We start from the raw sequence: 17,086 nt of genomic DNA, 5'->3' as shown, positions 1-17,086 counted from the left end.
GCTTCGATGTCCACTCCCGTCGATCTCACGTTGCGCGCAGCGACGACATCCGGCACCGCCGGCTGGTTGCGCCGCCATCCCGGCCTCGCGCTGGCCGCCGTCTATCTGCTGCTGAACGTGATCGCGGTCGTCGCACCGGGCTGGCTCGCGCACGACGACCCGCTGGCCGCCGATCCGCTGGCCGCGCAGCTCGGCAGCAGCGCCGCGCACTGGCTCGGCACCGACCAGCTCGGCCGCGACATCTTCTCGCGCGTCGTGTACGGCGCCCGCTATTCGTTGTCGATCAGCGCGGCGGCCATCGGCGTCGCGACCCTGTTCGGCACCGCGCTCGGACTGTGCGCGGGCCTCGCGCGCGGCTGGCTCGACGAGCTGATCACGCGCGTGCTCGACGTCGTGTCCGCGTTCCCCGACCTGCTGCTCGCGCTGATGCTGATCTCGTTCACCGGCCCCGGCGCGGTGAACCTGGTGTTCGCGCTCGGCGTCGCGTCGGTGCCCCGCTTCGCGCGCGTGGTGCGGGCGCAGACCTTCGTCGTCGCGACGTCCGGCTACGTCGAGCACGCGCGCACGCTCGGCCTCGCGCCCGTGGTGCTGGTCTGGCGGCATGTGCTGCCGCACGCGATCGCGCAGGTGCCGGTGCTCGCGACGATCGGGCTCGGCACCGCGATCATCGGCACATCGGGGCTGAGTTTTCTCGGCATGGGGCCGCGGCCCCCTGCCGCCGAATGGGGGCTGATGCTCGCCGAGGGCCGCAACTATCTGTACAACGCGTGGTGGATCGCGGTGTGGCCCGGCGTCGCGATCACCGCGGCCGTGATCGCCGTGAACGCGCTCGGCGGCTACTGGCAGGCGCGCTTCGAGCGCAGGGAGGCAGCATGAGCACGATCGCATCCGGGGCGCCGGCAACACCTGCCCGCGCCGTACCGCTCGTCCGCATCGAGCGCCTGACGATCGGCTTTCGCGGCGCGTGCGGTACGCAACCCGTCGTCGGGCCGCTCGACCTTGCCGTGCATGCCGGCGAATGCGTCGCGCTCGTCGGCGAATCGGGTTCCGGCAAGTCGGTTACCGCACGCAGCCTCGTCGGGCTGAACGGACCGCATGCGGTGATCGACGCCGAACGCCTCGAGATCGCCGGTGCCGACGCGCGCGGCCATCGGGAACGCGACTGGCGCGCGATACGCGGCCGCCGGATCGGTTACGTGCTGCAAGACGCGCTGGTGTCGCTCGATCCGCTGTGGCGCGTGCGCGACCTCGTGGCCGAGGCGCTGCGCGACACGCGCGGGCGCGACGTCGCGGCGCGCAGCGCCGACCTGCTGCGAGCGGTCGGCATCGACGACCCCGAGCGGCGGTTGCCGCAGTATCCGCACCAGTTGTCCGGCGGCTTGCGGCAGCGCGTGCTGATCGGCACCGCGATCGCGGGCGGCGCCTCGCTGCTGATCGCCGACGAGCCGACCACCGCGCTCGACATGACCGTGCAGCGCCAGATCCTGTCGCTGCTGCGCGCGCGCCGCGATGCCGGCGACGCGGTACTGCTGATCAGCCACGATCTCGCGGTCGTCGCCGAGCTCGCCGATCGCGTGCTCGTGATGCGCGCCGGCCAGGTCGTCGAACAGGGGCCGGCGCGCGACGTGCTGAGCGCGCCGACGCACCCGTACACGCGCGAGTTGCTCGCGGCAATTCCCACCGCCGCGTCGCGCGGGTTCCGCCTCGCGACTGCCGCGCGCGTTCCGCTGCCGCCGAAGCGCATCGATACGCATGCGCCGGTACTGGCCGTCGACGCGCTGACGAAGCGCTACGGCGACCGCGCCGCCCCGGCTGCGGTCGACGGCGTGTCGTTCACGCTCGCACGCGGCGAGACGCTCGGCATCGTCGGCGAATCCGGCTCCGGCAAGTCCACAGTCGCACGGATCGTGCTCGGGCTCGTCGCGCCGGACAGCGGCACCGTCGCGCTCGACGGCCAGCCGTGGAGCGGTGTGCCGGAAGCCGCACGGCGCGCGCGGCGCGTGCGGCTGCAACTGATCGCGCAAGACCCGTACAGCTCGTTCGACCCGCGCTACTCAGTCGGGCAGATCGTCGGCGAAAGCCTCGACGCTGCCGGGATCCGCGGCGATGCGCGCCGCCGCCGCGTGCTGCAACTGCTCGACGAAGTGCAACTCGGCGCCGGTTGCATCGACCGCTACCCGCGTGAATTGTCCGGCGGCCAGCGGCAGCGCGTCGCGATCGCGCGCGCGTTCGCGTCGAACCCTGCGCTGCTCGTCGCGGACGAGCCCGTCAGCGCGCTCGACGTGTCGATCCAGGCGCAGGTGCTGGACCTGCTTGCCGATCTGCAGGCCGAGCACGGCACCGCGATGCTGTTCATCTCGCACGATCTCGGCGTCGTGCATCACGTCGCCGACCGGATCCTCGTGATGCGCGGTGGCCGCGTGGTCGAAAGCGGGCCGGTCGAGCGCGTGTTCGGCGCGCCGTCGCACCCGTACACCGCGTCGCTGCTCGATGCGCTGCCGGCGCTGCCTGGCGTGCATGCCGCGGCGCCGCCCGCCGTGCCGGCATGAACCTCGACCGTTCTCATCGAACCGCCGCCATGAGACGGCGGCAGTGCCGAACCGGCAGCGTCAGCTTTCCCCGCGAACGCCGCCGCGTTCACTGCCGATGTTTTCGGTAGCCGTTCGCGCGATATGACGATAGGCCGTCGGCGCATGTCCGGACATGCGCTTGAACGCGTTACTGAATGCGCTTTCGGACGAATAGCCGAGCGACTGCGCAAGCAGGGCGACCGGAATGCTCTCGTCGCGCAAACGGCGTTCCGCAACCCGCATGCGCCACTGGCCGAGATAGGTCAGCGGCGCGACGCCGGCGCTCGCCCTGAAGTGCGCAGCGAACGTGGTTCGTGACATCGCGCACGCGGCGGCAAGCTCGTCCAGATGCCACGCGCGTGCGGGATCACCGTGCATCAGTCGCAGTGCCGGTGCGATGCGTGGGTTGCTCAACGCACGCAACCATCCCGCCAACGGCGCGGACGCGTTCAGATGGGCGCGCAGTATCTGAATGAAAAGCAGTTGCGAGAGCTGGGCCGATACGAGCTGCGCGCCGGGCAGATCGGCCGCACGCTCTTCCACGAGTTGCTCGAGAAGCCAGCGCACCCTCACTGCCTGCGGCGATGCGGCCGGTACGTGAATCCAGGGCGGCAGTACGTCCGACAGCAAGTTACCGGTTACCGGATCGAGCAGGACGTGTCCTCCGATGTGGGCGAAATCATCGCCGTTGCCCAGTTTCGCCGACGACTTGCCGGCGCCCGAGAACAACGCCATCGCATCGACGGGTGGAACGCCGGGATCACTGGCGAGGACAAAGGATCGTTTTGCCGTCAGCAGACCGACATCACCGCTTCCAAAGCGGATCGGCGTTTCCTCTTCGTCGATGCAAACCCAGCACGTGCCCTTCACCACCGCAAAGAATTTGATCTTGTCGGGTGCCGGAAAGCGAATGGCCCAGGCGCCGCCGGCCGAGAAACCTCCCGTTGCCAGCGATTCGGCGTTAGTGAGTCTCAGGATGTCGGAGAAGGGATCGTCGCTCATCATCGTACTGTCGCGCAAGTAAATCGCACTATAAAGCATTAACAAGCGGCAGACCGGCCCTTAACCTTCCGGTTCTTCGTCCCTGACATTCAACGACATGAACAGCAATACCAGCCTCGAATCGGTTCTCGTAACGGGCGGCACCGGCTTCATTGCACAACACTGCATCCTGGCGCTGCTGCATCGCGGCTATCAGGTACGAACCACCGTCCGCTCGCTCGCGCGCGAAACGCAGGTGCGCGCCCAGCTCGAAAGAGGCGGCGCGGAACCCGGAGATCGTCTGTCATTCGTCGAGGCGGATCTCCTCGCCGACGACGGCTGGCAACGGGCAACCGCCGGCTGCGCCTACGTCGTGCATGGCGCGTCGCCCACGCCCACCGGCACGCAGACGAGTGAAGACGATTGGGTCAAGCCCGCCGTGGCAGGCACGCTGCGCGTGCTGCGTGCGGCGCGGGACGCGGGTGTCCGGCGCGTCGTGCTGACCTCCGCTTTCGGTGCGATTTGCGCCGGACACGGGCCAATGAACCGCCCCTTCGACGAAACCGACTGGAGCAACCTGACGGCCGCCGATGTCTGGCCTTATCAGAAGTCGAAGACGTTGTCGGAACGCGCGGCATGGGACTTCATCGCGCGAGAAGGGCACGGCATGCAACTGTCCGCGATCAACCCGGTGACGGTTGTCGGGCCCGTGCTCGGCGACGACTATTCGCACTCCATCCGCCTGATCAGGGGCATGCTGAACGGCCAGCCCGGCAATCCGCGCATCAATTCCGGTTTCGTCGACGCGCGCGACGTCGCCGACCTGCATGTGCGGGCGATGACCCACGACGCCGCGAACGGAGAGCGCTTCATTGCCATTGCCGGCGAAAGCATGTGGCTCGCCGAAGTCGCGCAGGTGCTCAAGACGCGCATGGGGGATGCCGCGCGCCATGTGTCCACCCGGGTGCTGCCCGACTGGCTGGTGCGCATCGGCGCGCTCAGGGATCCGGCGCTGCGAGGATCGCTGCCGCTGCTCGGCCGCAACCTGAACGCCACCAGCCAGAAGGCCATCGGCTTGCTCGGCTGGTCGCCCCGCCCGCGCGAGGACGCCCTTGTTGCTACCGCCGAAAGCCTCGTGCGCCTCGGACTGCTGCGCGATGCCGGCCACCGATAGCGACAGCGGCGACCGCAGGTCACGTCGACTTCCCTCTTGCCGCCCGGTGCGACGGTGAAAGGCCTCAATCATCTGGCGGCGGCCATTCTCGCCCAGGACCCGGCCATACAGGGCGGCAGGAGAGTCGTGTTCCTCGCGAGCGACGATGACGGCGCCGCGGCGGAGATCGGCGCGCTCGCGGAAAGACTGGGTTTCGCGCCGATACAACTGGGCGGGCTTTCGAACGGTGGACTGCTGGTTCACGCGCGCGGAAACAACTGGGGAAAACTGATCTTCAAGGACTTGATCACGTTTGACTGACGGTCAACAATCAACCGTTCCACCGATTCCGGGTCGAAGACGGCGCTTCGCCGGTCGTCGTCGACCGAGTGAATTGAAACCACCGTGAGCTCAAGCGGTTGTCCGCCACGCCCGCAAGTCGTCTTCCGGCAGGCATCGCCCCCGAGCCTCAGGGCAGCATGCGCGTGCGTGATCGCTCGCGCGAGCCCTCCGCTACACCGCCATTTTGGCCGCGCAAACGTCGTGTTCCTCTGCGTAAATCTGAGGATCAGATAACGGTATGAGAATTTGTTGGTTCTTGGATGCGTTCCACATCCCGAAAATACAGGCTCCCGACAACCGGGCGCGCGACGCTCCGCCCCGCGTCGCTCCAACAACGCTCCTCTTTCCCATGTTCAGCAGATCGTTTCGCACTACGTCGGGCCACGCGCTTTTCCTCGCCGCCCTTCTTTCCGCTTTTTCCGGTGTCGCTCGCGCGGACAGCACGCTCGATCGCATCCATCAACGTCACAAGATCTCGATCGGCGTGATCCTGTCGGGCCCGCCGTTCGGCTCGCTCGATCCCGCGACGCAAAAACCGGTCGGCTTCAACGTCGATCTGGCGAACGACGTCGCGAAGCGGCTCGGTGTCGACGCCGAACTGACACCGGTGCAGCCGTCGAACCGCGTGCAGTTCCTGCAGCAGGGCAAGGTCGACGCGCTGATCGCCAACATGGAGCTGACGACGGAGCGCGCGGAGATACTGTCGTATGCGCCGACGCCGTTCGAATCCATCGGCGGCGCGCTGATCGCGCGCAAGGACAGCGGTATCAAGTCCTGGGCCGACTTGCGCGGCAAGCCGGTCTGCGTGTCGCAAGGCAGCAACTACACGAAGCCGCTCGCGACGGAATACGGCGCGCAGGTGAAGGCCTTCCGCGGTCAGCCGGAATCGCTGCTCGCACTGCGCGGCAACAACTGCGTGGCCGCCGTGCACGTCGCACCGACGTTGCGCATGCTCGTCGCGCGCAACCCCGACTGGAAGGACTATACGACCCCGCTGTCGAGCGACCTGATTCCGTCGCCGGCCGTGATTTGGGTCCGCAAGGGCGAGACCGATACCCAAAACGCGCTCGACCGGATCGTCCAGGACTGGCACCGCAGCGGCTGGCTGCTCGACGTCGAGCGGAAGAACGGAATGACGCCGTCGCAAGCCGTGCTCGACCTGCACGCGAAGCTCAAGGCGCAGCGCACATGACGGTGGCCGCCGCCGTCGATGCACTCCGCACGTTCGGCCTCGATTACAGCTTCGTGCTCGCCCCGGACGAACGCGCGTCGTTCGTGCACGGGATGGGCGTGACGCTCGAACTGTCGATCGCGACCGCGTTCGGCAGCCTCGCCTGCGGCATCGTGCTCGCCGCGCTGCTGGTGTCGCCGAGCGCGGCGCTCGCGCGCCCTGCGCGTGCCTTCGTCGAGGTCACCCGCAACACACCGACGCTCGTGCAATTGTTCTGCGCATTCCTCGTCGTCAACATGCTGATCAGCGCCGCACTGCGCGATCTGGGCGGCAATCCGCTGACGCCGTTCCTCTGGAGCGTCATCGTGATCTCGCTGCACAAGGGCGCGTTCCATGCTGAAGCGCTGCGCGCCGGCCTCGACGCGGTCCCGCGCGCAACGCTCGAGGCAGCGCAATCGCTCGGCTACAGCCGCCGCCAGCGGCTCTGGCACGTGCAACTGCCGCTCGCGGTGCGCTTCGCGCTGCCCGCGCTCGTCAACAACCTGGTCGACCTCGTGAAGATGACGACGGTCGCCTCGGCGATCGCCGTCGGCGACGTCACCTATGCGTCGATCATGATCTGGACGCAGCGCGACAACGTGCTCGAGCTGATGATTCTGATCCTGCTCTTCTTCGGCGCGCTCACGTTCGCGGTCAACCTCGCGGGACGCTGGCTGGAACACCGCCTGAGGATACCCGGCTATGGCCATTGACTTGCGCGCACAGCCCGTGCGCGTCGTGCGATGGCCCGCCGTCGCGGCGACACTGGCCGCACTGGCCGTCGTCGCGCTGGCCGTCGCGGCCCGCCATCACCCGACCCTCGTCGCGCTCGCCACGTGGCTGCCGGCGCTCGGCAAGGCGATGCTGGTCAACATCGGCATCAGCGCGATCGCGATCGCGATCGGCACGCTCGCCGGCCTCGTGCTCGGCCCGCTGACGCTGTCGCGGCTCGGCATCGCACGCGTCATGGCGCGCGCGTACGTGCAGGTGTTCCGCAACGCGCCGCTTCTCGTGCTGATCTATTTTTCGACCTACGTATTCCCGTTCGAGATCAGGTTCGGCCATGCGGCGCTGCCGTTTCCGGACTGGTTCAAGGTGACGCTCGGCCTCGCGCTGCCCGCGAGCGCGAACTTCGCGGAAATCTTCCGCGGCGCGATCCAGTCGATTCCGCATGCGCAGTGGGACGCCGCCCGCTCGCTCGCGTTCAGCCGCGTGCAGGTGTTCCGCTGGATCATCCTGCCGCAATGCGTACGCCGCATGCTGCCGCCGTGGATGAACCTGTATGCGAGCATTGCGATGGCGACCGCGCTCGCGTCGCTGGTCGGCGTGCACGACCTCCTCGACACCGCGCAGGTCGCGAGCAACACCGTCGCGCGTGCCGACTTCACCGTCGTCGTCTATTTCACGGTACTCGGCCTGTTTTTCGCGTACTGCTACCCGATCGCCCGTTTCACCCGCCTTCTCGAACGACGTCATGCATTCCACTGAAACTCCGCGCGGCGCGGACGAGCCGCTCGTCCGCCTGCGCGACGTGCATCTGTCCTACGGTACGACGCCCGTGCTGCGCGGCATCGATCTCGACGTGCACCGCGGTCAGGCCGTGTCCATCATCGGTCCGTCCGGCTCCGGCAAATCCACGATCCTGCGCTGCATCACCGGGCTGTTGCGGCCGCAGCGCGGCCTGATCGACGTCGACGGCACGCGCGTCGACCGGCTCGCATCGGAGCGCGACGAAATCGCGCTGCGCAAGCGGGTCGGTTTCGTGTTCCAGCAATACAACCTGTTTCCGCACCTGAGCGTGATCGACAATCTCGTCGTCGCGCCGGTACGGATTCTCGGCCGCGATCGCACCGACGCGGTGCGCACCGCACACGCACTGCTCGAACGCGTGCGTCTCGCGGACAAGGCGCATGCCTACCCCGGCGAGCTGTCGGGCGGCCAGCAGCAGCGCGTCGCGATCGCCCGCGCACTCGCGACGCAGCCCGACCTGATCCTGTTCGACGAGGTGACGTCCGCGCTCGATCCGGAAACCGTCGGCGACGTGCTGGCGGTGATTCGCGATCTCGTGCGCGACGGCATGACCTGCGTGCTCGTCACGCACGAGATGCGGTTCGCCGAGGAAATCAGCGACGTCGTCTACTTCACCGAGGCGGGCGTGATCGTCGAGCACGGGCCGGCCGCGCAACTGTTCCGCGCGCCGCAAAGCCCGCGCACGCGGGCCTTCCTCGCCCATGCGCTCGGCCCGGCCGGCCGCGCCCACGCAAGCCGCGACGACGCGCCGATCGCCCTGGACCTGACGCGCTTCGCGGTCTGACTCAACGCGCGGCGTAGCGGCTCGGCGGGCGCGCGAGCCCGAGATGGTCGCGCAGCGTCGTGCCCTCGTATTCGGTGCGGAACAGGCCGCGCCGTTGCAGTTCCGGCACGACCTGCTCGACGAAATCGTCGAGTCCGCCCGGGAAATAGGGCGGCATGATGTTGAAGCCGTCTGCGGCGCCGCCATCGAACCACTCCTCGAGCGCGTCCGCGACCTGCGTCGGCGTGCCCCACACGATCCGATGCCCGCGTGCGCCGGCGACGAGATAATAGAGTTCGCGCAGCGTGAGGTTCTCGCGGCGGGCGAGATCGGTCAGCAGCTTCGCGCGGCTCTTCAACTGGTCGGATTCGGGCAGGTCGGGCAGCGGGCCGTCGAGCGGATACTTCGACACGTCGTGGCCGAGACGGTCCGACAGCAGCGTCAGCGCACCCGACGTATCGGTCCATTGCTGGAGCTGCGCATATTTGTCCTTGGCTTCCTGCTCGGTGCGGCCGATCACCGGGAATACGCCCGGCATCACGGCAATTGCGTCCCGGGCGCGGCCGTATGCCGCGAGCCGCCCCTTCAGGTCGCGATAGAAAGCCTGCGCTTCCTCGAGCGTCTGCTGCGCGGTGAACACGACTTCCGCGGTGCGCGCGGCTAGCTCCTGGCCGGGGCCCGACGAGCCGGCCTGGATCACGACCGGATGGCCCTGTGGCGGACGCGACGCGTTGAGCGGCCCCTTCACGTTGAAGAAGTGTCCGGCGTGATCGAGCGTGTGCACCTTCGCCGGGTCGAAATACACACCGCGCACCTTGTCCCTGACGACCGCGTCATCGTCCCAGCTGTCCCACAGCCCCTTCACGACATCGACGAATTCGCCGGCCATCTCGTAGCGCTGCGCGTGATCCGGATGATTGCCGCGCGTGAAATTCGCGGCGGTGCGGTCGTATGAAGTCGTCACGACGTTCCATGCCGCGCGCCCGCCGCTCAGGTGGTCGAGCGAGGCGAACACGCGCGCGATATGGTAAGGCTCGCTGTACGTCGTCGACGCGGTCGCCGCCAGGCCGATGCGCCGCGTATGCATCGCGAGCGCCGACAGCAGGCTCAGCGGCTCGAAGCGCATGGCCATCGACGGATGCGCGTCGGGGCCGCTCGTCAGGCCGTCGGCCAGGAAGACCATGTCGAACTTCGCGCGCTCGGCGGTCTGCACGACGCGGCGCATGAGATCGAAGTTCTCGCTGCCGGATTCGGCATCGGGGTGGCGCCAACCGGCGACGTGGTGTCCAGCGCCCTGGAGGAACAACCCGAGACGCATCTGGCGGCGGGAAAGTGTGCTGCGATCGGTGCTCATGATTGAAGCGGCGTAAAGGTGTGGAAAAGCCGGGCGAGATCGGCCGTGCTTCGCATCGTGTCGATCAGTGCCGGGACGAACGCGAGTGCGGGATCGTGAGCGGTCGCGTCCGCGAACTTCGCGGCAAGGTCGTCGGCACCGACGAGGCGTTCGGTGCGTTGCCGCAGCGTGTCGCCGTTGCGCAGCGCAATCTCGACGACCGAGAAACGCGTCGCGGGATCGGTCGACGCGCGCGGCGCCGCGGCATCGTGGCGCCGCGTCACGCGTGCGGCGAGCGCGGTCAGGTCGCCGCGCACGGGCACGTCGGCGAACGTCGCGACACCCGGCGGCCCGTCCGTCAGTGCGGCGGCCACCGCGTATTCCACGCTGAAGCGCGCTTCGAGGCCGGTGGCCGGTAGTCGGTTCGACAGCGGCGTATCGCCGCCGGGCGGGAACGTGACCGCGATGCCGTCGATGTCCGCCGGCACGATGCGATGGCGGGCGCGCAAATCGAGCGCGGCCTGCACGGCGTAATGAGTTGCCGTGCAGCACGGCCACGGCTTGAAGTACAGCCCCGGCGCCACGATCTGCCACGGCGCGCCCCAGTCGGCCAGCACGCGCGCCGGTTGCGACGCACCGCCGCCGAACACGGCGAAGAATCCCTCCGGGCCGTCGAGTGCGCCCGGTGCGCCGGCCAGGCCGGCCTCGGCGAGTTCCGCGGCGAGCAGCCCCGCGCGTGCCGCCAGGCCCGCGTGCAACGGCTTGACCTCGCTACCGAACTGCAGCCGCAGCCCGGCCGATTGCGTCGCGGCGATGCCGAGCGCGTTTTCGGTGGCCGCCGCATCGAGCCCGAGCAGACGTGCGGCGGCCGCCGCCGCGCCGAGCGTGCCGAGCGTCGCGGTGTTGTGGAAGCCGAGTTCGTAGTGGCGGCTGCCGAGCGCGAGACCGATTCGCGCCATCGTCTCGACGCCGACGACGTATGCATCGAGCAGTTCGAGCGCGCTGCGGGCGCGCACCTGCGCGAGCGCGAGCAGCGCCGGCAGCAGCACGGTGCCTGGATGGCCGCGCACGCTGCTGTGCACGTCGTCGTAGTCGAGCGCGTGGCCTGCATAACCGTTGAGCAGCGCGGCATGTTGCGACGATGCCGGAATCGCACTGCCGATCACCGCTGCCGCGCCGGTCGATTCTCGAGCGCACACCGCCAGCAGCTTGCGGTAACCGTTGTCGCGAGCGCCGGCGAACGCGGCGGCAAGAAAGTCGAGCAGGCCGCGCCGCGCGGCAGCGATCGCGGACGGATCACGCGCGGGTTCGGCGCACGCGATCGCCTCGGCCAGCCGGCGCGTGATGTCGCCGGCCGTGCCGTCGGGAATCAAGTGGGAAGACATGTCGGCAGTTGGAAAGTCGCGAATCGCCGCAACGGGCGGCGCAACCGGGAACCGTCCGGTTCCCGCTCGAATGGGAGCGTTGGATACTAGCGAAGCATCCGTGCGCGCCCAACCAAGTATTCGAGCTTTCTATATCGCGTAATCAGCGTTGCCTGGACGGAGGCAGGCTGTCGCAAAACGCGCGATCGCATCCGTCCGGGCTTCCCCAAGCGGGTCAGTTGGCCCGGATATCGAACGCGCCACCGGTGAGCGTCCGATCGCGCAACGTGACCGGTGTTTTGCCGGGCAGCAGCGGAAACACCAATTCCGCGAAACGAATCGCCTCTTCCAGATGCGGATAGCCGGACAACACGAAACTGTCCACACCGAGGTCCGCATACTCGTTGAGTCGCGCGACCACCTCTTCCGCGCTTCCGACCAGCGCCGTGCCCGCCCCTCCGCGCACGAGGCCGACGCCCGCCCACAAATTGGGACCGACCACCAGTGTTTCACGGCTGCCGCCGTGCAACGCCGCCATCCGTTTCTGCCCGACTGAATCCATGCTCGCATAGTTGCGCTGTGCCGCCGCGATTTCCTCGTCGGTCAGGTGACTGATCAGTCGATCTGCGTCCGCCCATGCCTCCTCGCTGGTTTCGCGCACGATGACATGCAGCCGCACGCCAAAACGAATCTCGCGACCATACTGCCGGGCGCGCCGACGCACGTCGGCGATCTTCTCCGCCACGGCATCGGGCGGTTCACCCCAGGTCAAATAGGCATCGACATGCTTCGCGGCCAACTCGTGCGCCGCTGGCGAGGAGCCGCCGAAATACAGCGGCGGATAAGGCTGGCTTGCCGGTGGGAAGAAGTTCTGCGCGCCCTGCACCTTCAGGTGCTTGCCGTCGAAATCGACTTTCTCGCCCAGCAACAGACGACGCCAGATCGTGAGAAATTCGTCGCTGGCCTCGTATCGCTCGTCGTGGCTGTAAAACACGCCATCGGCAGCAAGCTCGGTTGCGTCGCCGCCCGGCACGACATTCAGCAACAGCCGCCCCGCGCCGAGGGCCTGGTCCAGCGAGGCCGCCTGGCGTGCGGATGCCGTCGGATTGCCAAGTGATGTCCGCAGCGCCACCAGCAGCTTGATACGCTGCGTGACCGGAATGAGGCTGGCCGCCGTCACCCACGGATCGAGACAGGAAGCGCCCGTCGGAATCAGCAGACCGTCGTAACCGAGTTCGTCGGCCGTGACCGCAATCCTGCGCAGGTAAGCGTTCGTTGCCTGACGGCCGAAATCCGATCTGCCGAGATAGCGCGTATCGCCCGAAGTGGGCAGAAACCAGAAAATATCGAGACTCATCATGTATTCGTGAAATCATCATCCGCAGCGCGCGCGGGTCGATGCAATGCCGGGTTCTCGCACGATCGGCGCCACGGCTGTCGAAACGCGGCAAGCAGGAGCGACGACGGCGAGCTCGGGACATCGCTCGGCCCGATGCTGTCGATTGCGCATCCTGTCCGACTTCCGACCGGCGGCCCCGTCATGCCGAAGTCGTCACCAACGTCCGTTGTGCCCGTCTGGCCGCATATTCGACCGGCGTACCGCCAAGATAGGCATCCCGTAAAGCATCGAGCTCCCTGAGTTCCGCCGACGTGCCATGCGCGACGACTCGACCGCTTTCCAGCACGTAGCCATAACCGGCAAAGCGCAACGCAATCGACGCGTTCTGCTCGGCGAGCAGGAAACTCACGCCCTCGTCACGGTTGAGCGTCGCGACGACCTCGAAAATCTCCTCGACAACCAGCGGCGCAAGTCCCATCGACGGCTCGTCCAGCAACACGAGTGACGGGTGCGCCATCAGCGCCCGGCCAATCGCGAGCATCTGCTGTTCACCGCCCGACGTATAGCCGGCCAAGGCTTTCCGCTTCAACTTCAGGCGTGGAAAGATCGTGTAGATCCGCTCCAGATCCGTGTCGATCCCGATCCGCTTCGAGCGCCGCGCGAAAGAACCGATCCGCAGGTTCTCCTCGACCGACAGGTGTCCGAAACAGCGACGCCCTTCGAGTACCTGGACCAGACCACGCTCGACCAGCGTCCACGGCTCGACACGCGTGACGTCCTCGCCGCGATAGACGACGCGGCCGCTCGTCAATTCGCCGCGCTCGGCATGCACCAGGCTCGACAGTGCCTTGAGCGTCGTGGTCTTGCCCGCCCCGTTGCCGCCGAGCAGCGCAACGATCGCGCCCTCGGGGACCGTCAGCGACACCCCGCGCAACGCGGGAATGATCTGGCTGTAGGTTACGGCAATCTCGTCGACCTGCAGGATCGGGGCGCTCATGCTCACGGCTCCTTGCTGCAATCGCGCGGCGTGATGCCCTTTTCCTTCGCATAGGCGAGCGCCGACTTCTCGATGATCGGGCGCAGCAGCGCGCGATCGGCCTGCACCCAATCGCTGATCACGTGCCACTTGGCACCATCCCATTGCTGAAAACGCACCGCGCCACCCCCTTCGTGGTCCGCGCAGGACAGCTTGAGCGGCTGCACGAGACCGAGCGCGCCGAGCTGCTTGAGCCGGGCGTCGTCGAGATTCAGATGCTCGAAGCCCCAGCGCACCTGCTCGCCCGTCAGCGGCTTGTTGCCGTACTTGCGCTGCGCGACGCGCACCGCCTCGACATTCAGGATGCCGTTCACCACGCCGAGGTTGTAGTACACGGTGCCGAAGCGCGCGGGATCCTTGAGGTTGCCGTTACCCGGTTTGATCACGAACTGGTTGATCGCCTGCAGCACCGGGTAATCCGTTCCCGACGGGTGCGTGGTGATCGAGATGAAGCCCTTGGCCGCATCGCCGGCCGGGCGCACGTCCTCCTCCGAATTGCTCCAGATGTTGCCGATGATGTGGTCGACCGGATACCCGACCTTCTGTGCGGTCTTGATCGCCACCGGGTTCATCACGCCCCAGCCGCGCAGGATCACCCAGTCGGGATTGATCTGGTGAATCTTCAGCCACTGCGAACCCTGCTCGTTACCCGGGTGCGGAACCTCGATCTGGGTCACGATGAAGCCGTATTTCTTCGCCAGCAGATCGACCACGGGAATCGTCTCGCGGCCATACGGCGAGCCGTGATAGAGCACGACGATCTTCTTCCCCTTCAGGCTCGCCAGTCCGCCCGAGCGCTGCCCGACGTAGTTGACGATCGCCGACACCTCGCTGTACGGATTCAGCTGCAGCGGAAACACGTACGGGAACACGGATCCGTCCGTGGAGTCGGTACGTCCGTGGTTGATCGTAATGAGCGGGATCCTGTCGGCCGTCGAACGGTCAAGCGTCGCATACGCGATACCGACCGACAGCGGATTGGTGGCCGCGGCCGGCGCGCCGTCGGGGCCGCTGTTCTTCAGGCGTTCGTAGCACTCGACACCCTTTTCCACGACGTATTCGGTCTCGCACTCCTTCCACACCAGCTTGACACCATTGACGCCGCCGTCGCGCGCATTGATCAGCTGCAGGTAGTCGATAAAGCCGCCGAAGAAGCCGCTGCCGCCCGCCGCGTACGGACCGACGCGGTAACTTTGCAGCGGGAAGTATTCCGCGCCCGCCGCGCGCGCCTGCGGCACGACCGCCGGAGAGAGCGCAAGCACGGCGGCAAAGGCGCCAACCCATTTTCTCCACGCCAACCCTGAAAATCGTTTTCGAATATTTCTCATATGCTTAGCATTCCTTGTTGATATGACTAAAAAAATTCCCCGTCGACACGGCTTCATTTCCTGTGCAGGAATCGCTCCCACGCCACCTGGACCAATCGTACGAGCCCGTCCGGTTCCTTGATCAGGAACACGATGACGAGGCTGCCGAATACGATCTTCTGCAGGTTCTGCAACTGTTCGCCGCCGATTCCGACTCGCGCGAGCTCGCCGCCCGCGTTCGACAGCAGGATCGGGAGCAGCACGATGAAGGCGGCGCCGAGGAAGTTTCCGCCGATGCTGCCCATGCCGCCGATGATGATGATGAACAGGATCTGGAACGACAGGTTGAGGCTGAAGCCGTCCGGTTCAATCGTGCCGAGGTAAGCGAAGGCCCAGAGTGCGCCGGCAATCCCCAGCACGAAGGAACTCAGCGCAAACGCGAGCAGTTTGGTCCGGCCGATCGGAATGCCGATCACGCGCGCCGCCGTATCCATGTCGCGCACCGCCATCCAGCGCCGCCCCAGCTCGCTTTTCACGACGCTCGCTCCCAGTGCGAATAGCACCGTCGCGACGCCGAGCACCAACAGATAGCGCGACGCCGGCTTGTCGATGTGCCAGCGACCGATCTCAAGCAGCGGCGCGCTCAGCACACCCGACGTATCGTTGTTCGAAAACCAGCTCACGCGGGTAAACAGCCAGACCACGAAAAATTGCGCGGCCAACGTGGAGACGATCAGATAGAAACCCTTGATGCGCAGGCTGGGCAACCCGAATAGCACGCCGACCGCGGCACTCACGCCCCCGCCAAGCAGCAGACTCGCCGGCAACGGCAGCGCCGGCACGCGCACGAGCAGGTTGTAGCTCGCGTAGGCCCCGATCGACATGAATGCCGCCGAACCCAGCGAAAGCTGCCCCGCATAGCCGGTCAAGAGGTTGAGGCCGAGTCCCGCGATCGACAGGATCAGAAACGGCACCAGAATCGCATTGAGCCAGTAATCGTTCGCCCACAGCGGCACGCCAACGAACGCGACGAGCGCAAGCACACCCGGCGCGATCCACCGGCGCGGGTTCACGCGACGCGATACGGGGACCGAAGCGGTATTCGTCAATTCCATGTGACTTCCCTCAGACACGCTCGACGGGCGGCTCGCCGAACAGGCCGTACGGCCGCGCCAGCAGGAACAGCATCGCCATCAGATAGGGGAACCAGTTCTCGATGCCGTCGCCGATCAGCCCACCCGCGTAAACCTCGGCCAGCTTCTCGGTGGCACCGACCAGCAGCCCTCCCGCGATCGCGCCGCCGATCGACGAAAAGCCGCCGATGATCAGCACCGGCAGCGCCTTGAGCACGACCAGCGAAAGCGAAAACTGCACGCCGAGCCGAGCGCCCCACAATAGCCCGGCGACGAGACTCGTGAACCCCGCCAGCGCCCAGACGACCGCCCATACGCGCGGCAGACGCACGCCAACCGCCAGTGCGGCAAGCGGATCGTCGGCCACCGCACGCAGCGACAGGCCAAGGCGGGTTCCTCGCGCGAACAGCGACAGTCCAAGCACCAGCGCGCCCGCCGTCGCAGCCGCGAACAGATCGAACTGGCTGACCATGACGCCGGCCAGATGCAGCGGCTTGTCGTCGATGCCGAGTTCGAGACCGTGCACCTGCGCGCCCCAGAGCAGTTGCGCCCCGCCCTCGAGCACTAGGCTCAGGCCAAGCGTCGCCATGAACAGCACGATGGGCGGCCGGTTCACGAGCGGACGCAACACCAACCTCCCCGTCAGGATCGCAATCACGACCAGCGCGCCGAGCGTGGCGACAAACGCGAGCCATCCGCTCCAGCCGCGCTCGACAAGGCTCACGTAGGTCAGCGCGCCGAACAGCACGAGCGCGCCCTGCGCAAAGTTGAAAATGCCGGACGCCTTGTAAATCAGCACGAAACCGATCGCGACAAGCGAGTACATCACGCCCGCAAGCAACCCGCCGGTCAGCACCTCGATGAAGAACTCCATTACCCCCGTTACTATCTTCACGCCCCGATTGTCGGGGCTTTGGCCAGCCAGGCCCGGCATGATTCTCGCCCCCAGTCGCAGTCATGATCCGGGGGGTGTTGTCACCGGGCCTGGTGGGTGGCTGGTGATCGCTGATAGGGGTTTGGCCGGG

At 67.0% G+C, this 17,086-nt stretch carries 15 protein-coding genes and 1 pseudogene; 8 read left to right on the top strand and 8 right to left on the bottom strand.

The window, feature by feature from the left end; genetic code table 11:
- Positions 1 to 6: 6 nt before the first annotated feature.
- Complete coding sequence (locus tag HWX00_RS10690; protein ID WP_175027783.1) at positions 7 to 876, top strand: ABC transporter permease; 870 nt, start codon at positions 7 to 9, stop codon at positions 874 to 876.
- Entirely contained in the window at positions 873 to 2,549 is a 1,677-nt protein-coding gene (locus tag HWX00_RS10685; RefSeq protein ID WP_175027784.1) for a dipeptide ABC transporter ATP-binding protein, read from the top strand. Before HWX00_RS10690 ends, HWX00_RS10685 begins: the two co-directional genes overlap by 4 nt.
- A gap of 60 nt (positions 2,550 to 2,609) precedes the next feature.
- Here HWX00_RS10685 and HWX00_RS10680 read toward each other — a convergent pair whose 3' ends face one another.
- Complete coding sequence (locus HWX00_RS10680) at positions 2,610 to 3,611, bottom strand: AraC family transcriptional regulator (RefSeq protein WP_175027785.1); 1,002 nt, start codon at positions 3,609 to 3,611, stop codon at positions 2,610 to 2,612.
- Positions 3,612 to 3,669: 58 nt separating this feature from the next.
- Here HWX00_RS10680 and HWX00_RS10675 point away from each other — a divergent pair, with 58 nt between their 5' ends.
- From HWX00_RS10675 to HWX00_RS10650, 6 genes and pseudogenes are all read left to right on the top strand, one after another.
- A complete protein-coding gene (locus HWX00_RS10675; RefSeq protein WP_175027786.1) occupies positions 3,670 to 4,725 on the top strand; it encodes an SDR family oxidoreductase in 1,056 nt (351 codons plus the stop codon).
- Between the two features lie 54 nt (positions 4,726 to 4,779).
- Positions 4,780 to 5,025 (top strand): annotated as a pseudogene (locus tag HWX00_RS10670) (NADP oxidoreductase coenzyme); the annotation flags it as partial.
- Between the two features lie 370 nt (positions 5,026 to 5,395).
- Positions 5,396 to 6,238, top strand: coding sequence for a transporter substrate-binding domain-containing protein (locus tag HWX00_RS10665; protein WP_049036066.1), 843 nt, complete (start codon positions 5,396 to 5,398; stop codon positions 6,236 to 6,238).
- Positions 6,235 to 6,969 (top strand): amino acid ABC transporter permease, encoded by a 735-nt coding sequence (locus HWX00_RS10660; RefSeq protein ID WP_049036067.1) that lies wholly within the window; start codon positions 6,235 to 6,237, stop codon positions 6,967 to 6,969. The genes HWX00_RS10665 and HWX00_RS10660 overlap by 4 nt, the downstream gene beginning before the upstream one ends.
- Positions 6,959 to 7,744 (top strand): amino acid ABC transporter permease, encoded by a 786-nt coding sequence (locus HWX00_RS10655; RefSeq protein ID WP_175027788.1) that lies wholly within the window; start codon positions 6,959 to 6,961, stop codon positions 7,742 to 7,744. The genes HWX00_RS10660 and HWX00_RS10655 overlap by 11 nt, the downstream gene beginning before the upstream one ends.
- On the top strand, positions 7,731 to 8,570 hold the full coding sequence (locus tag HWX00_RS10650) for an amino acid ABC transporter ATP-binding protein (protein ID WP_175027789.1): 840 nt from the start codon (positions 7,731 to 7,733) through the stop codon (positions 8,568 to 8,570). Before HWX00_RS10655 ends, HWX00_RS10650 begins: the two co-directional genes overlap by 14 nt.
- A 1-nt stretch (position 8,571) precedes the next feature.
- Here the strand turns inward: HWX00_RS10650 and HWX00_RS10645 are convergent, their stop codons facing one another.
- The 7 genes from HWX00_RS10645 to HWX00_RS10615 all read right to left on the bottom strand — a co-directional run bounded on the left by HWX00_RS10645 (position 8,572) and on the right by HWX00_RS10615 (position 16,935).
- A complete protein-coding gene (locus HWX00_RS10645) occupies positions 8,572 to 9,903 on the bottom strand; it encodes an LLM class flavin-dependent oxidoreductase (protein WP_175027790.1) in 1,332 nt (443 codons plus the stop codon).
- Positions 9,900 to 11,267, bottom strand: a complete 1,368-nt coding sequence (locus HWX00_RS10640) for an MmgE/PrpD family protein (protein WP_175027791.1) — start codon at positions 11,265 to 11,267, stop codon at positions 9,900 to 9,902. The genes HWX00_RS10645 and HWX00_RS10640 overlap by 4 nt, the downstream gene beginning before the upstream one ends.
- Before the next feature lie 214 nt (positions 11,268 to 11,481).
- Positions 11,482 to 12,603 (bottom strand): FMNH2-dependent alkanesulfonate monooxygenase, encoded by a 1,122-nt coding sequence (gene ssuD, locus HWX00_RS10635; RefSeq protein WP_175027792.1) that lies wholly within the window; start codon positions 12,601 to 12,603, stop codon positions 11,482 to 11,484.
- Positions 12,604 to 12,784: 181 nt separating this feature from the next.
- Complete coding sequence (locus tag HWX00_RS10630) at positions 12,785 to 13,582, bottom strand: ABC transporter ATP-binding protein (protein ID WP_034190401.1); 798 nt, start codon at positions 13,580 to 13,582, stop codon at positions 12,785 to 12,787.
- Between the two features lie 2 nt (positions 13,583 to 13,584).
- On the bottom strand, positions 13,585 to 14,949 hold the full coding sequence (locus HWX00_RS10625; RefSeq protein ID WP_080287912.1) for an ABC transporter substrate-binding protein: 1,365 nt from the start codon (positions 14,947 to 14,949) through the stop codon (positions 13,585 to 13,587).
- A 53-nt stretch (positions 14,950 to 15,002) separates the two neighbouring features.
- Positions 15,003 to 16,043, bottom strand: coding sequence for a branched-chain amino acid ABC transporter permease (locus HWX00_RS10620; RefSeq protein ID WP_124609935.1), 1,041 nt, complete (start codon positions 16,041 to 16,043; stop codon positions 15,003 to 15,005).
- A gap of 10 nt (positions 16,044 to 16,053) precedes the next feature.
- Positions 16,054 to 16,935 (bottom strand): branched-chain amino acid ABC transporter permease, encoded by an 882-nt coding sequence (locus tag HWX00_RS10615; RefSeq protein ID WP_034190398.1) that lies wholly within the window; start codon positions 16,933 to 16,935, stop codon positions 16,054 to 16,056.
- Positions 16,936 to 17,086 lie beyond the last annotated feature (151 nt).

It is taken from the genome of Burkholderia seminalis DSM 23518 (genome assembly GCF_902832885.1).
In the GTDB taxonomy this organism is placed as follows: Bacteria; Pseudomonadota; Gammaproteobacteria; order Burkholderiales; family Burkholderiaceae; genus Burkholderia; species Burkholderia seminalis.
This window is presented reverse-complemented; position numbering and strand designations above follow the sequence as displayed.

Bases quoted from the DNA above. Each gene is read 5' to 3' on its own strand.
- HWX00_RS10685 (WP_175027784.1), top strand. From the start codon at position 873: ATGAGCACGATCGCATCCGGGGCGCCGGCAACACCTGCCCGCGCCGTA.
- HWX00_RS10630 (WP_034190401.1), bottom strand. From the start codon at position 13,582: ATGAGCGCCCCGATCCTGCAGGTCGACGAGATTGCCGTAACCTACAGC.
- HWX00_RS10640 (WP_175027791.1), bottom strand. From the start codon at position 11,267: ATGTCTTCCCACTTGATTCCCGACGGCACGGCCGGCGACATCACGCGC.
- HWX00_RS10625 (WP_080287912.1), bottom strand. From the start codon at position 14,949: ATGAGAAATATTCGAAAACGATTTTCAGGGTTGGCGTGGAGAAAATGG.
- HWX00_RS10655 (WP_175027788.1), top strand. From the start codon at position 6,959: ATGGCCATTGACTTGCGCGCACAGCCCGTGCGCGTCGTGCGATGGCCC.
- HWX00_RS10675 (WP_175027786.1), top strand. From the start codon at position 3,670: ATGAACAGCAATACCAGCCTCGAATCGGTTCTCGTAACGGGCGGCACC.
- ssuD (WP_175027792.1), bottom strand. From the start codon at position 12,603: ATGAGTCTCGATATTTTCTGGTTTCTGCCCACTTCGGGCGATACGCGC.
- HWX00_RS10660 (WP_049036067.1), top strand. From the start codon at position 6,235: ATGACGGTGGCCGCCGCCGTCGATGCACTCCGCACGTTCGGCCTCGAT.
- HWX00_RS10680 (WP_175027785.1), bottom strand. From the start codon at position 3,611: ATGCTTTATAGTGCGATTTACTTGCGCGACAGTACGATGATGAGCGAC.
- HWX00_RS10650 (WP_175027789.1), top strand. From the start codon at position 7,731: ATGCATTCCACTGAAACTCCGCGCGGCGCGGACGAGCCGCTCGTCCGC.
- HWX00_RS10645 (WP_175027790.1), bottom strand. From the start codon at position 9,903: ATGAGCACCGATCGCAGCACACTTTCCCGCCGCCAGATGCGTCTCGGG.
- HWX00_RS10615 (WP_034190398.1), bottom strand. From the start codon at position 16,935: ATGGAGTTCTTCATCGAGGTGCTGACCGGCGGGTTGCTTGCGGGCGTG.
- HWX00_RS10620 (WP_124609935.1), bottom strand. From the start codon at position 16,043: ATGGAATTGACGAATACCGCTTCGGTCCCCGTATCGCGTCGCGTGAAC.
- HWX00_RS10690 (WP_175027783.1), top strand. From the start codon at position 7: ATGTCCACTCCCGTCGATCTCACGTTGCGCGCAGCGACGACATCCGGC.
- HWX00_RS10665 (WP_049036066.1), top strand. From the start codon at position 5,396: ATGTTCAGCAGATCGTTTCGCACTACGTCGGGCCACGCGCTTTTCCTC.